This window comes from Alteromonas sp. V450, assembly GCF_001885075.1.
In the GTDB taxonomy this organism is placed as follows: Bacteria; Pseudomonadota; Gammaproteobacteria; order Enterobacterales; family Alteromonadaceae; genus Alteromonas.
In genome coordinates, this window is the sequence record NZ_MODU01000004.1 from 2,560,732 (window position 1) to 2,574,460 (window position 13,729).

General features: G+C 42.9%; 10 protein-coding genes and 1 tRNA gene. 9 read left to right on the top strand and 2 right to left on the bottom strand.

Annotated features, from left to right (window positions below; genetic code table 11):
* Positions 1 to 226 precede the first annotated feature (226 nt).
* From BK026_RS11150 to BK026_RS11170, 5 genes are all read left to right on the top strand, one after another.
* Positions 227 to 2,425, top strand: a complete 2,199-nt coding sequence (locus BK026_RS11150; protein ID WP_071815921.1) for a VTT domain-containing protein — start codon at positions 227 to 229, stop codon at positions 2,423 to 2,425.
* Positions 2,413 to 3,117, top strand: coding sequence for an endonuclease/exonuclease/phosphatase family protein (locus BK026_RS11155; protein WP_177247905.1), 705 nt, complete (start codon positions 2,413 to 2,415; stop codon positions 3,115 to 3,117). Before BK026_RS11150 ends, BK026_RS11155 begins: the two co-directional genes overlap by 13 nt.
* A 347-nt stretch (positions 3,118 to 3,464) precedes the next feature.
* Positions 3,465 to 3,830: a response regulator gene (locus tag BK026_RS11160; RefSeq protein ID WP_071815922.1), complete on the top strand. Its 366-nt coding sequence runs from the start codon at positions 3,465 to 3,467 to the stop codon at positions 3,828 to 3,830.
* Positions 3,827 to 4,411, top strand: a complete 585-nt coding sequence (locus tag BK026_RS11165; RefSeq protein WP_071815923.1) for a chemotaxis protein CheX — start codon at positions 3,827 to 3,829, stop codon at positions 4,409 to 4,411. Before BK026_RS11160 ends, BK026_RS11165 begins: the two co-directional genes overlap by 4 nt.
* The gene (locus BK026_RS11170; protein ID WP_071815924.1) at positions 4,411 to 5,721 is read left to right on the top strand and encodes a sensor histidine kinase; all 1,311 of its coding nucleotides are present in this window, start codon (positions 4,411 to 4,413) and stop codon (positions 5,719 to 5,721) included. Before BK026_RS11165 ends, BK026_RS11170 begins: the two co-directional genes overlap by 1 nt.
* Positions 5,722 to 5,782: 61 nt before the next feature.
* Here the strand turns inward: BK026_RS11170 and BK026_RS11175 are convergent, their stop codons facing one another.
* The gene (locus tag BK026_RS11175; RefSeq protein ID WP_071815925.1) at positions 5,783 to 6,814 is read right to left on the bottom strand and encodes an MBL fold metallo-hydrolase; all 1,032 of its coding nucleotides are present in this window, start codon (positions 6,812 to 6,814) and stop codon (positions 5,783 to 5,785) included.
* A 304-nt stretch (positions 6,815 to 7,118) separates the two neighbouring features.
* Here BK026_RS11175 and BK026_RS11180 point away from each other — a divergent pair, with 304 nt between their 5' ends.
* The 3 genes from BK026_RS11180 to BK026_RS11190 all read left to right on the top strand — a co-directional run bounded on the left by BK026_RS11180 (position 7,119) and on the right by BK026_RS11190 (position 12,474).
* On the top strand, positions 7,119 to 9,488 hold the full coding sequence (locus BK026_RS11180; protein ID WP_071815926.1) for a DNA polymerase II: 2,370 nt from the start codon (positions 7,119 to 7,121) through the stop codon (positions 9,486 to 9,488).
* 300 nt (positions 9,489 to 9,788) lie between these two features.
* A complete protein-coding gene (locus BK026_RS11185; RefSeq protein WP_071815927.1) occupies positions 9,789 to 10,367 on the top strand; it encodes a hypothetical protein in 579 nt (192 codons plus the stop codon).
* A 367-nt stretch (positions 10,368 to 10,734) separates the two neighbouring features.
* Positions 10,735 to 12,474: an AMP-binding protein gene (locus BK026_RS11190; protein WP_071815928.1), complete on the top strand. Its 1,740-nt coding sequence runs from the start codon at positions 10,735 to 10,737 to the stop codon at positions 12,472 to 12,474.
* Positions 12,475 to 12,726: 252 nt separating this feature from the next.
* Here the strand turns inward: BK026_RS11190 and BK026_RS11195 are convergent.
* Positions 12,727 to 12,803: transfer RNA gene (locus tag BK026_RS11195), tRNA-Ile, on the bottom strand.
* Positions 12,804 to 13,215: 412 nt separating this feature from the next.
* Here BK026_RS11195 and BK026_RS11200 point away from each other — a divergent pair.
* Positions 13,216 to 13,680, top strand: coding sequence for an RNA-binding protein (locus BK026_RS11200; RefSeq protein WP_071815929.1), 465 nt, complete (start codon positions 13,216 to 13,218; stop codon positions 13,678 to 13,680).
* Positions 13,681 to 13,729: the final 49 nt, after the last annotated feature.

Sequence of the window (13,729 nt, forward strand, 5' to 3'; positions counted from 1 at the left end):
AGTCAAAAGTCTATATAGATGACAATCAAAGATTTTTCCAGCAGTGAAACAGAAATACGCTGCGCCGTGAAAAACTTACACGGCGTTTTATACTGCGGTTACTGCCCCAACAATAAAAGTAAAAAAAACCACTAAGTTTCAGAATGATAGCTAAATTAAAACACCACGAAGAAAGGTATAAAACCTGCATTAGACACAAGAGTTCGTAAAAAATCAGGTGGATAAAATGCAATCAACAAAACATATTTTTCAACCAGGAGAAAATTGTTGGGTCGAAAACAAAGCGCGCTTCGCGACGCCATTGATTGATTGCGGTAATTATTATAAAGCGCTTCACAACGCTATTAAAAAAGCTAAACACAGTATTTTTATTGTTGGTTGGGATATTGACAGCCGCATACGTCTATTACGTGGCGAGGATGAAAAAAACAGCGAAGCTCCTAGCGTTATAAGCGATCTTCTGAAATGGAAGGCAAACCAAGAGCCTGACATACAAATTTATCTTTTACGCTGGGATTCATCACTTGCTTTTTTTGCACAACGGGAAATGTGGGCTAAGGAAGTCTGGGAAGAGAAAACACCTGATAATGTTAAGACGGAGCTCGACGACACTATTCCTATGGGAGGAAGTCAACATCAAAAAATTGTGGTTATTGATGATGAAGTTGTCTTCTCTGGGGGTATGGATGTTTCGACAAACCGCTGGGATACGAGAGACCACCCAGTAGTATCGAAAGAGCGCAACGGGCCTGATGGAGAGTACGGGCCTTTACATGACGTTCAAATGGTGTCTAGCGGCCCCGTTGTCAATGACTTTGCAAAGTTGGTTCGATGGCGTTGGCAGCGTGTTGCAAACAGTACACCTATTGATATAAGGAGTAGTGCACAAACAGGAGAAGATGCGCCACTGCCAAAGTCGTGGCCTGATGAATATCCACCTCTTTTTGAAAATGTGCCTTGCGCATTGGCGCGAACTATACCCTTTATGGATGAAGTTGAACCCGCACAAGAAGTTCGTCACATGTTGCTTGACTTGATCAGTGAGGCAGAGTCCCTGATCTATATCGAGAATCAGTTTACAACACGCCAAGAGGTTGCAGAAGCGCTAAACAAACAGCTCAAGGCCAAGCCTAATTTATCAGTAATTATCGTCAGTTCTTATGAGCCAAAAGGTAAATTTGAATGCGAAGCATTTTGGGCCAGCCGTATCGAATTCAAAGCTATTCTAGAAAAAGACATCGACCCTAAAAGGGTAAGGTTAACCTACTCATCTATTGAAGATATGCAGGGTAGGAAAGCATACAAACGTATCCACTCAAAAGTAATGACAATCGATGATAAATATCTGGTTATTGGTTCATCCAATATTAGTAATCGTTCAATGACCCTTGATACTGAGATTGATACCGTGTTGTTTGGAAACAACAGTGAAAACCAGGCCCGTATTGCACAGGTGAGAAACGATCTCCTCGCTGAACACACCGGAAGAGCTTTGGACGACATGCCAGCTCTTTTAGATACTCGTTACCCTGTTAAATCGTTGATGCAAAATCAAATTGCTCATGGTTATGTACTAACAGAGGTACGTGATGAAGTCTTCACAGAACATTCAGTTAACAATCTTTTTAGAAGCCTCTCCGATCCTGAAGAACCACTATTATCCGTTCCAACTCTGGATGGCGCTGCGCTTCCGGCGCGAAACCCACGTCGCAGAAGTGTGATGATTCTATTGGGGTTGACGATTATCGCGATTCTAGGTGGATTAATGTTCTGGGCAAGCCAGTCTATATCTTGGTTGAGTTCAGACAGTATCAATGCATTTTTGGAGAAGAGTCGCGGTACTTACTTTGCACTTCCAACTGTACTGCTCGTTTACGTGGTTGGCGGTGTTTTGTTTTTCCCTGTAACGGTATTGTCCCTAGCAGTGGCCGCTATATTCGGTCCTATATGGGGCCCGATTTATGGAATAATGGGCGCATTGCTGAGCTCTGCCATTCTATTTGGAATAGGCAAACTTTCAGGTAACGCCGGACTCAGGAAAGTAGGAGGTCCCAAGGTCGCCGCAGTAGATAACAAACTAAAGAAAAGTGGCATTGTTGGAGTTGCAGCAATACGCATGTTGCCCGTGGCTCCGTTCAGCTTGGTCAACTTGGTAGCAGGAATATCATCTATTGGATTAATTCAATTTTTAATAGGTACGTTTCTTGGAATGTTTCCCCCTATGATTGCAAAAGGCTTGGTGGGAGACTCTATTGCTCAAATTTGGCAGAATCCATCACCGGAAACCATTGGTTATTTAGCTGCTGGCATCGTTTTATGGGGCTTAATGATTTTCGGTTCTCAGAAGTTTGCAAGATGGTATCAAGAACAGAAATCTCAGCGAAGTACCGACGAAAAAACGGAGGCTGAAAAGTGTGCCGCGTAATAACGTATAATATCCATAGTGGCGTAGGCCGTGATAATAGACAAGATTACAAGCGTATTGGGCAATTTTTGGCTGCGAGTGGTGCTGATATCGTATTGCTTCAAGAAATGGATACGAGACCGAGCCATAGAGATACAGCCAAGGATATCAATGACATTTGCGCAGACAATGTTTTTCGCTTGGTCCCTTCTCCAGCTATTAGGGAGGCCCATGGATGGTATGGCAATGCGATACTGACGCGCTTTGACATTAGAGCTCAAGAAACGCTTGATGTAAGTCAGGCTAATCGTCAGCCAAGGAACGTTCAGATTGTAGAACTCCAAACTGAAAAGGGCCCGTTCTGTGTGGTTAACACACACAAGGGATTGAAAAAATACGAACGTCATGCTCAAGTTTCCATGATCCATGAGTATTTGTCGAACCGATTAAGCAAAACGAAAATGCCACTTTTACTTGCGGGCGACTTCAACGAATGGCAATTTTTCTCTCGTGCTTTTAGTGCGCTGAATCGCCTGCTTGTTCAGCATAAAGTTGGCCCAACTTTTCCTAGTCAATTTCCTGTGTTTTCATTAGACCGAATGTGGACAACGAGCGATATCCACGTAAAAAAGTGTAAGAAAATAAAGAATGGGCAGACAAAAAAATATTCTGATCACTTGCCAATAATGGCAGATCTCATTTTGCCCGAGTAGCGGGCAAAAAGTACGTTTTCATTTTCGATAAACGTTTGGACCTTACCTTCTTGTATTTAAAGGCCTATGTATGGATTGTCACAGCTATACTTAGCGCGTTAAACACATCAACGCATTTCAATGTCCGAAAAGCACATCAATGGTTAACGCATTTCCTTAAACTAAAATCTAATAAGCACAAAAGTCACTTTTGTCATACACTAATTTTTAGCGCGCTATTACACGTTTAGACGAATTACTAAGGTAAAAAGCGTAATAAATTTGCAGCAGATTGTTGCAGTAACGTCAAAGTTGCACATACTTTATGAAAAGGCGAAATTATTAACCGCCTTGCTAGGAGGCTGTACATGTCAATTTCTGTTTTGGTTGCAGATGATTCTAAACTATCTCGACGAAGCGTAATTCGTTCACTTCCTCAAGATTTAGAATACGAAATAACTGAAGCTACCAATGGCCAAGAAGCCATTAATGCGCTAGCAGAAAGTTCATTTGGGCTAGTGTTATTAGATTTAACAATGCCAGAGGTGGACGGAGTTGGAGTATTAGAATACCTTCACGAGAGATCAGACAGCCCAAACGTTATTGTCATCAGTGCTGACTTTCAGCCTGAAAAACAAAAGATTGTCATGTCATTAGGTGCCAAGCGGTTTCTGCGTAAGCCATTAGACAAAGAAGAGTTGGCAATGGTGTTGTTTGAATTGGGGTATCTATGAGTATTGTATTACCGTTAGATGAAGAGCAAAGAGACGCGCTTCAGGAACTCTTGAATATATCGATGGGCCAAGCAGCAAACTCTTTGGCCCAACTTATTGAAACAAAGATCGATATTTCTATCCCTAAAATCTCAGCTGTTACACCCACACAGCTATACAGTTTACTGTTCGAAACTGAAGACGCTTTCTACACTCGTCAGTCTTTTCTTGGCGATGTGCACGGCGAGGTAATGTCGGTACTTTCGCGTTCTGGACTAAAGGAAGTGGCGACATTGATGGATTATGACGAGCCATTGTCCAACGAAGATATCCAAGAAATCATTCTGGAGCTATGCAATATATTAGCAGGAGCTTGTTTAGCGGGTTTGTCTGAACAACTAGAACTTACAACAAACTTGAACATGCCTACGCTTTTTCAGCCTGATAAATCGAACTTTGACGAATTAAAATGGCAACACAGTCTTGTAATGGAAGTTCAGTTTGTCATTGCTATATCGTCGTTCAGCATGCGTGTCGTGTTTTGTTTAGATGATGAATCGTTAGCGCGAATGAAAGACACTTTGGATGAGCTACTCGCATAATGTTTGAACAACTGGTAGGTAAATTACCTGTCGGAATTGGAATTGTGGATGAGTCGTTTAACGTAGTTTATCTGAACGACTTTTTTCTAGATAGGCTTCCTCATGAGTTACGTGACTCCTTCAAAGGAGAGCCTGTTACTACGTTATTTCAGGGACAAGGTAAATTTCTTAAGCGCAGGCTAAAGTCGGTGTTCGTTCTACAACATCCGAGTTTCAGCTATTGGGAACAGCGCCCTCATATTTTTCCCTTTAAAAGTTCGCGCCCTATCACTGGTGAAGAAACCCAAATGTATCAAAATATGGAAATTCTTCCAATCAAGGATAAGGAAACTGGACAGAAGTTAGCATGCATATTTCTTCAAGATGTCACCGCACAAGCGAGTTACTTCAGAGCCCAACAAAAACTATCCGAGGCATTGAAGAAAGAGCACGAAGCTCAAAAAAAACTCATCCGTAAATTAGACACAGCACAAAGCCAGTTGATTCAAGCTGAAAAAATGGCGTCCACAGGGCAACTAGCAGCTGGAATTGCTCACGAAATAAACAATCCAATTGGTTTTGTTAACGCAAACCTCAATACGCTAGGTCAGTATGCGAATCATCTAATCTCAATATGCAATGGCGTACAAGATAATATAGAGGCATTTAGTGAAGAACTTAGAGAACAAATAGACGCCCTTTTTCAAGCAAATCACTACGAGCTTCTTAAAGAAGACATTACAGAGTTAATCGACGAATCAACTGACGGCCTAACGAGAGTGAAAGACATCGTCGAAAATCTTAAGAACTTTTCTTTAGAAACCAGCGAGGGCGTGCAAATTGTAGATATCTGCACAGTGTGTAAACAACTGATCACTCTTATTTCAGCGCAATACACTACCCCTAATTACAAACTTGAATGTGATTTTGAAAAAGTTGAAGTAATGGGAAATCCTGGCCCGCTAAAACAAGCATTAATGAATGTGATGATTAATGCTGCACAGGCTATAAATAATCAAGGTTTTGTGAAGTTAAGCGTGTTGGATAAGGGAGCATCTGTCTCCATCAAAATTCTTGATTCAGGGTGTGGTATACCGGCAAAGCATTTACAACGTATATTCGAACCTTTTTTTACCACTAAACCTGAGGGGCAAGGCCAAGGGCTAGGTCTTTCTGTGGCTTACACCGCTATAGAGCAACACCAGGGTAAAATATCAATTAGCAGTAAAGAAGGAAAAGGGACCGTTGTAGAAATAACTATTCCTAAACAGCCAACTAACGCGGCCTTGTCTGACGAAGAGAGTGAAAAGGAAGATTCTCAAGTAATCTAAAACGCAAATAGCTGATGAAAAGGCAACAAACTGTTTATTGGCTTGATGAATTCTATCTGCGCTAGCAAGCCAGCTTCTTTTCTTCACAGGCTTTAAATGTATATACACCCTTGCTGTTTAACGTCCGCGAAATAGCTCCTTCATTAAGCAAGTAATTCAGGTGAGACAAACACTCTGCTACTGCAAAGACCATGTTTCGGCTCGAGAGCTTGCGCTTAAACATAACCGGTAATAGTTCTACGACCGTTTGAGGTTGCTCGCACGCATTTAACAGCGCCTTAAGGTGCTCGTGATGATGAGCAATAAGCGAATCCACTCGCTCATGTAGGCCGATAAAGGGGAGCTTGTGGGCCGGTAACACAGTCGTATCTTTCGGCAAGCTTTTGAATTGCGGCAACGTGCTAAGGTAGTCACCTAAAGTATTAGCATCAGGCTCTGTTGAGTAAGCGCCAATGTTAGGCGTGATAATCGGCAAAATATGATCGCCTGAAATGAGAATATTTTTTTGTGCACTATAAAGGCACGCGTGCTCGGGAGAGTGGCCACGCCCAATGATGACTTGCCATTCGTTACCGCCAAGCGGCAGTGTCATACCATGTTTTAGACGGGTGTAGCTAATGGGGAGTGGTGAAACGACGCTGCTGTAGCCATTGCCCTCGCCAGAAGTAAGCGTTGCGACCATGGAGTTGTCTAAACCTGCTCGCTGGTAATATTGCACATCCCGCTCGTTCGTTGCGCCATTTCTTCCAGCTGCAAACGCTCGAGCAGTAAAATACTCAGTCTGAGACATATAAAAGGGAACGTTATGCGCGTCGGCTATCCAACCCGCTAACCCCACATGATCAGGATGTAAGTGCGTAACAACAACACCAACTATTGGCCCGTCTAATTGCTTGAATATACGCTCCCACAAAGCTTTAGTGGTGGACGTACCTATGCCAGTATCAATGACTATCCAGCCGCCCTCAGCGCGCAGAAGATACAAATTAATATGGTCAAGTTCAAACGGAAGCGGCATTGTTAGCCAAAGTACACCATCAGCCACTTCTATTAGCTCGCCCGGCTCTACCTGTTTATCGAACAGATATTCCATATCGCCCTCACCTTTTCTATCGTGTACAGCGTAACTTACACAAAAAACTTTACGATTTCGTTTTAACTCGCGCTGCTTACAAAAACAAACATATCTGTCGAATAGAGATCTATAGGAGTCGGTGATAACAAACGTTATACTAAGCCCACTGCCCTTTCTTGTGCACTGTGTTAGCGCTTTTTTATTGCGCCTTTGTGCCTGCAGTTCAGTAGATAAGTAAATAATGCGAGTTTATAAAACGTACACGCCCATAAGGCTATTTAAAGAAATTAACGTCAACAAAGCCGGTTAGTAAATCAGATTCATGTCAGCCTCAACAATACAACAAGGGTTCATACTCAACAAAAGTACGTTTACCCGGCGAGGCAAGGTGTATGTTGAGCTATGGGTAAAGACGCCTAGTAGCACCGCTAAGTTAATTTCTTCACCCCAATACCCCACATGCTTTGTATCTGTTGAGCACACAAATGATTTGCGCAATATCGCCGAGCGTATTTCAGCAAAGATCAGTATTTCAGATGACGGGTTTCACACGCTGGAACAAGTTCCTGTTGCGACGGTAAAAACCGCAACCGAATCACATATGCATCAGCTCCGCCAGCATGCGCAGGAATGCAGTATTGTATTGTACGAAGCCGATATTCGCGTTGCCGATCGCTACTTAATGGAGCGCTTTGTGTATGGCGCGGTGGAATTTTTGGCCCCGCAAGATTTCAACGATACGTCACAGACCGTTATAGAAAATGCGCAAATCAGACCATGTCAATTCAGAACCACATTTACATCACTTAGCATAGACATTGAATGCAATGAGAATGAAGAGCTCTTTAGCATTGCGTTAGCCGGTGAAGGACTCAACGTTGTGCTGCTTCTATGCCCGCCACGTTTTGTCGGGCAAACATTGCAAGGACAAGAAGCCAGCGCGTACGAGCTTATTACCGTTGGATCAGAAAAAGCACTGCTTGAAGCATTTTTTTCATATGTTACATCTTACGACCCAGATATCCTTTTAGGCTGGAATGTTAAACAGTTCGATATGGCGGTACTTGAACGCCGCGCTAGGGCTAACTCGCTAAAGTATGCTATCGGCCGCCATGGCCGAGAGGCTTCTGTAAGACAATGGGAAGATCAAACCCTCGTTGATGTGCCAGGACGATGCGTTATTGATGGTATCGAAGCACTAAAAACAATGACTTATCAATTCGAGTCGTTCTCGCTCGATCACGTTTCTGAAGAACTGCTTGGCGAAAATAAGCTTATTCAGGCTGCCGACAAGCTTGAAGCGATAAAGCGTCTTTATCATAGCGACCCTGTTGCACTAGCTAACTATAACTTTAAAGACACGGAGCTGGTCAATCGCATTCAGGATAAAACCCAATTTATCGATTTTCTGGCGCTGCGCAGTATTCTTACCGGCCTAGATATGAGTCGCCCCGGCGGCTCAGTGGCCGCGTTTTTAAATGTGTACTTGCCTAAGCTTCACCGCAAATCTTATGTCGCGGGAGTAAGACCTGAAAATGGAGGCTTGGCTAGTCCGGGTGGTTATGTCATGCGTTCGCAACCAGGTTTATATAAGGACGTTTTAGTCCTTGATTTTAAGAGCCTTTACCCTTCAATTATCCGCACATTTAAAATCGACCCGTTGGGACTTGCAGAAGGGCTTAAATCTCCAGACACGGCGATAGAAGGTTTTAAAGGCGCAGTATTTAGCCGCGAATCTCATTTTCTACCTTCCATCATTGAAAACCTATGGCTTCAGCGCGACGAAGCCAAAAAACAGAAAGACGCACCGCGCTCTCAGGCCATCAAAATATTAATGAACTCCTTCTATGGTGTGCTTGGTAGTGGCGGCTGTCCCTTCTACGATCCTCGCCTGGCTAGTTCTATTACTCTGCGGGGTCACGAGATCATGCAAACCACTGCGGGTTGGATTGAAGAACTGGGCTATACGGTTATTTACGGTGATACCGACTCAACATTTGTTCATGTAGAAGGGAATGATGCACTGGGTTCGCCGTCCGAAACCGGACTTGAGCTAGCTAGCATTATTAATCGAAAGTGGACTGAGTTACTAAAAAATGAATTCGACATTGAATGCCACTTAGAAATTGAGTTTGAATCTCACTTTTCTACGTTTTTTATGCCAACGATCCGAGGTTCTTCTGAAGGCAGTAAAAAACGTTACGCAGGAATGAAGGGCGGTGAACTTGTCTTTAAAGGCTTAGAGAATGTCCGCTCTGATTGGACGGTACTTGCTAAAACCTTCCAGTACGAGCTGTACAAAAAAGTGTTCACCGGACAGCCTGTCGAAGACTACATAAATAGCACCATAGCCGCGATAAAAACCGGCGAAATGGACCACGCTTTAGTTTATAAAAAGCGGCTTCGAAAGCCTTTATCGTCGTATACAAAGTCGCTGCCTCCTCACGTAAAGGCTGCGCGATTAGCGGACGAGTACTATAAAGAACAGGGGTTGCCACTTCGCTATCAGTTTAATACTACCATTGCCTATGTCATCACAGTACAGGGCCCTCAAACCGTAGAAACCGCCACGGCCCCCCTTCAATATGACCACTATATTGAAAAGCAAATCCAGCCCATTGCCGATAGTATCTTGCCTCTTATCGGCCTTAATTTTGAGACAATAGCGAACGATCAACTCTCGCTGTTTTAATTTCTTTAATGGGGTTCTATCTATATCTGAGATCAGCTTAAGTTTGACGTATGAAGATCTTGCAAACACTGCGACAATTTAACCTAGCAATAACATTGATTTTGTTACCTAAGCTTTTAATTAATTGAAAATTCAATTGGTTATGCATTGGCACATTCAATGAATAACAAACTATGAAAGTCATTAGCGGTGTTAGGTTGCGACTTACATTCAACCGGCACCTATATTGAGATCTGTAGACCTAGTGGTACGGGCAATTGAGCGCCCGAGTTCACTGTAAAAGCCAGAAGGAATTTGATTATGAAGATCACAAAACTAAGTATGATTACCAGTGCTGTTATTGCTGCAACACTATCTGCTTCAGTAGTAGCAGGCCACCACGAAGAGAAGATTTCGATGGGATTTAACGCTATGGATAAAGATGGAAACGGCTATATTGTCGGTTCTGAGTCTTCTGGCGTTATCGACAGTGAACTTCGTGCAAAAATGGATACTGACGGCGACAGCATGATTAGCCGTGTTGAATTCAACAAGTTTGTTGATGAAAAACCTTCGATGTTTAGCGACGACATTATCACCCAGGTGAAAACGGAAGGCACTAATGACGCTTTACTATCCGAAAAGGGCAATCCTGAATTATTCTCTGAAACAGACGGTGAAATGATATCAGAGAAGAACAAGGAGCTTCGCACTGAGATGTCAGCAACTGCCGATAACAAGTTTACTAAAATTGATATAGACAGTGACGGTAAACTTACAGCCGAGGAGTTAAAGGTTGCGCATGTTGAAGGGGATTTTGAGATGATGGATGAAGATGGCGATTCTTACGTTACCCGTATGGAATATCGAGCTTACTTTGAAGAAATTGAGTCTGAATAAACTCTCCCCCCTCGTTAGGTAAAAATTTTTAGGAAGCCTCCTTCGTCGGAGGCTTTTTTGTTTCTTTGAATCGAGACAATTGTCTTTAGACATCAGATATATTGTCACTTTAAGCTATTACTCTCCTTTCGGCGTGTAAGATGAGTCACATAAATTCATCGTCGAATAACGCCATATAAGACTAACATCTTGTCGACAAAACCCAATTGCAACAATATTGTTAATAAAGCTTGAATTATTTGTTTTATTCGTTGCGTATTCAGTATTTACAACAGCGGTTGCCATTAGATATTTGGAACACAAAGTCGAAACAGCCAACTTTATTATTTAATTATAAATCAGATGCATATGTATATGGAGGCAAGATATGATGGGATCAAAACTTAAACCAAACTCACTACTCCCTCTTCAAAAAAGTGAGTTTACTGGCTCTGATGACGCTGAGCTGACGTCGCTCACTATCGGGCAGTATTTCAAAAATGTTGTCGACAATTATGGCGATAACCCTGCGATTATTGTAAAACATCAAGACGTTAGCTGGACCTATCAGCAGTATTGGTATGAAGTAGAACGTGTTGCTTGCGGCTTAATTGCAAACGGTGTAGTACCCGGAGACCGAGTAGGTATATGGTCTCCAAACAATATCGAATGGTCAATCGTACAGATGGCCACTGCGCGGATTGGGGCGATCATGGTATGCCTGAACCCCGCTTATCGTCCTGATGAATTAGCGTTTGCCATTAATAACGTTGCCGTAAAATACTTAGTCATGGCACAGTCATTCAAGCAGTCAAATTACGTCGCCATGTTGAAAGAGCTTGCGCCAGAAATAGACAGCCAAGATAAGGAAACACCCAGGCATCCCCTAACGCTTGCTAAGCTGCCTTCACTTAAATATGTATACACTATTGGCGATAAGCCTGTAGAAGGATTACAGGCTTTTTCTGCATTGCAGATAGAACCAACACAAGCGCTTAAATCTCAGTTGGAGGCCGTTGAATCGAACCTTAGCGCGGATCATAACATCAATATTCAGTTTACCTCTGGCACGACGGGAAACCCGAAAGGCGCAACGTTAACGCACCGAAACATTCTAAATAACGGTTTGTTAGTGTCACAAGCAATGAGGTTCACACACGAAGACAAACTTTGTATTCCCGTACCGCTTTACCATTGCTTTGGAATGGTATTAGGAAACTTAGTTTGCTTAGCATCGGGGGCATGCGCCGTATTCCCCGGGGAGTCATTCGACCCTGAGACAACACTCCGTACAGTAGAAGAAGAAAAGTGTACGGGATTACATGGCGTACCCACCATGTTTATTGCCGAGTTGGAACTTCCCAACTTTAAGAGCTTTGATCTATCGACACTAAGAACCGGCGTTATGGCGGGTAGCACCTGTCCAGAGGAACTCATGCGAAAGGTTCATAGTGAATTTCATATGACAGAAGTCGTCATAGGTTATGGTCAGACAGAGTGTAGCCCTATCAATCATATTACTGACATTGACTCGCCATTTGAAAAGCAGGTCAAAACAGTAGGACGCGCTATGCCCCATACAGAGGTGAAGATCATAGATCCCCAAGGTAATACTGTACCTATTGGAGAACCTGGCGAAATCTGCGCGAGAGGCTACTGTGTAATGAAAGGTTATTGGGGTGATGAGGTTAAGACGAAAGCCACCATAGACAATGAAGGTTGGCTCCATTCTGGCGATCTCGGAGAAATGGATGAAGAAGGCTACGTCACAATAGTTGGTAGAATAAAGGACATGATTATTCGCGGCGGCGAGAACATTTATCCACGAGAAATTGAAGAAGTCTTGTATCAACATGAGGATGTGTCAGACGCCGCTGTCTTTGGTATTCCTGACAACAAATATGGCGAGCAAGTCTGCCTATGGATTAAGGCAAAGGAAAATCGACATATAGACGAAGACCAGATACGCGACTACCTGAAATCCAAACTAGCCTACTTTAAAGTACCCAAATACATCAGCGTAGTGAAAGAGTACCCCATGACAGTAACAGGGAAGCTTCAGAAGTTTAAAATGCGCGAATACATGATAGAAACACTGAAGAAGCAAGCCCTACAAACCGAAGCATAACCCCATTATTTCTGTTTTCCAAACGCAAAAAACCCGCCGTAAGGCGGGTTCTTCTTAATGGGACCTGGCAGTGTCATACTCTCACATGAGGAAGCCCCACACTATCCCTGCGCCGGTCACCGGTCGGCGAAAATAAGTTTCCACTCTAGCCTTTGACTACCGCCAACTTTAGCGAGTAGAAAAACCGTCAGGAAGGTCCCCTTCCGGTTAAGCGGCTTTTTCACGACCACTTGCGAAGCAAGTGCAGGTGAATGGTAGGCTTGGGCAGACTTGAACTGCCGACCTCACCCTTATCAGGGGTGCGCTCTAACCAGCTGAGCTACAAGCCTTCAGTTTACTGTACTTAAACGTTGTTCAAGCTCAGATTCAAGTAGATGGTGGAGCTAAGCAGGATCGAACTGCTGACTTACATCGTTTATTTTCGATGTCAACCATGTTTTTAAACTTTTTATTTGATTTAAAACTTGGTTTCGCACTTGTTACTAAGTTGGCTTTGTTTCTCTCGAAGCCCCCTCAGAACGTGGAGCGCATTATAGATACCTCTTGTGAAAGATCAACACTTAAATTGGTTTTTTTTGCTTTTTAAGCCACTTTTGGTGTTAACCGCTCATTTCTACATCATTTCAAGCTACTCAATCCATCTTTAGACTAGTTTTTTCACATTTTATTGTTCAATTTGTTACAAATGAGTAAACTATGAGCAGCCTCCAACACCATAATAAACAATAGAAAGGTAGGTATATGAAAGTAGGCTTTATTCAATGCGCTGTTATTAGCGCTATTTTTGCAATTGCAGGTTACTTGTTATTTTCTTATGCTAGTTTAAACGTCCATGTCCCACTGACCGTCTCAGCTGCTCTGCTGATAAGCGGTATCGTTACTCCTATGCTAGCGTCTCTTATTCAAAGTCCATCTTCCTCAGATGCCAGAGCACATTCTAATGACGGATCAGTAGAAACGTTATATGTGGGTAATTTGCCTTACAGAGCAAACGAGAACGCAGTAAAGGAATACTTCAGTAGCTTTATTGAAGTACAGTCGGTTCGCTTAATGAAGGATCGTAAAACGGGAAAAAGAAAAGGATACGGTTTTATCGAAGTTGTAACTAACGATTTAAACAGTGTTATCGACAAAACTAACGATTCAATCTTCCAAGAACGTACACTAAAAGTTCGTCCTGCAAAGGACAAAGTCGAACACGCATGATTTTGTGACCGGGGTTTATAGGCTATAAAAAAGCCCGGTTAGCTATCGC

Bases quoted from the DNA above. Each gene is read 5' to 3' on its own strand.
- BK026_RS11150 (WP_071815921.1), top strand. From the start codon at position 227: ATGCAATCAACAAAACATATTTTTCAACCAGGAGAAAATTGTTGGGTC.
- BK026_RS11160 (WP_071815922.1), top strand. From the start codon at position 3,465: ATGTCAATTTCTGTTTTGGTTGCAGATGATTCTAAACTATCTCGACGA.
- BK026_RS11165 (WP_071815923.1), top strand. From the start codon at position 3,827: ATGAGTATTGTATTACCGTTAGATGAAGAGCAAAGAGACGCGCTTCAG.
- BK026_RS11170 (WP_071815924.1), top strand. From the start codon at position 4,411: ATGTTTGAACAACTGGTAGGTAAATTACCTGTCGGAATTGGAATTGTG.
- BK026_RS11175 (WP_071815925.1), bottom strand. From the start codon at position 6,814: ATGGAATATCTGTTCGATAAACAGGTAGAGCCGGGCGAGCTAATAGAA.
- BK026_RS11180 (WP_071815926.1), top strand. From the start codon at position 7,119: ATGTCAGCCTCAACAATACAACAAGGGTTCATACTCAACAAAAGTACG.
- BK026_RS11185 (WP_071815927.1), top strand. From the start codon at position 9,789: ATGAAGATCACAAAACTAAGTATGATTACCAGTGCTGTTATTGCTGCA.
- BK026_RS11190 (WP_071815928.1), top strand. From the start codon at position 10,735: ATGATGGGATCAAAACTTAAACCAAACTCACTACTCCCTCTTCAAAAA.
- BK026_RS11200 (WP_071815929.1), top strand. From the start codon at position 13,216: ATGAAAGTAGGCTTTATTCAATGCGCTGTTATTAGCGCTATTTTTGCA.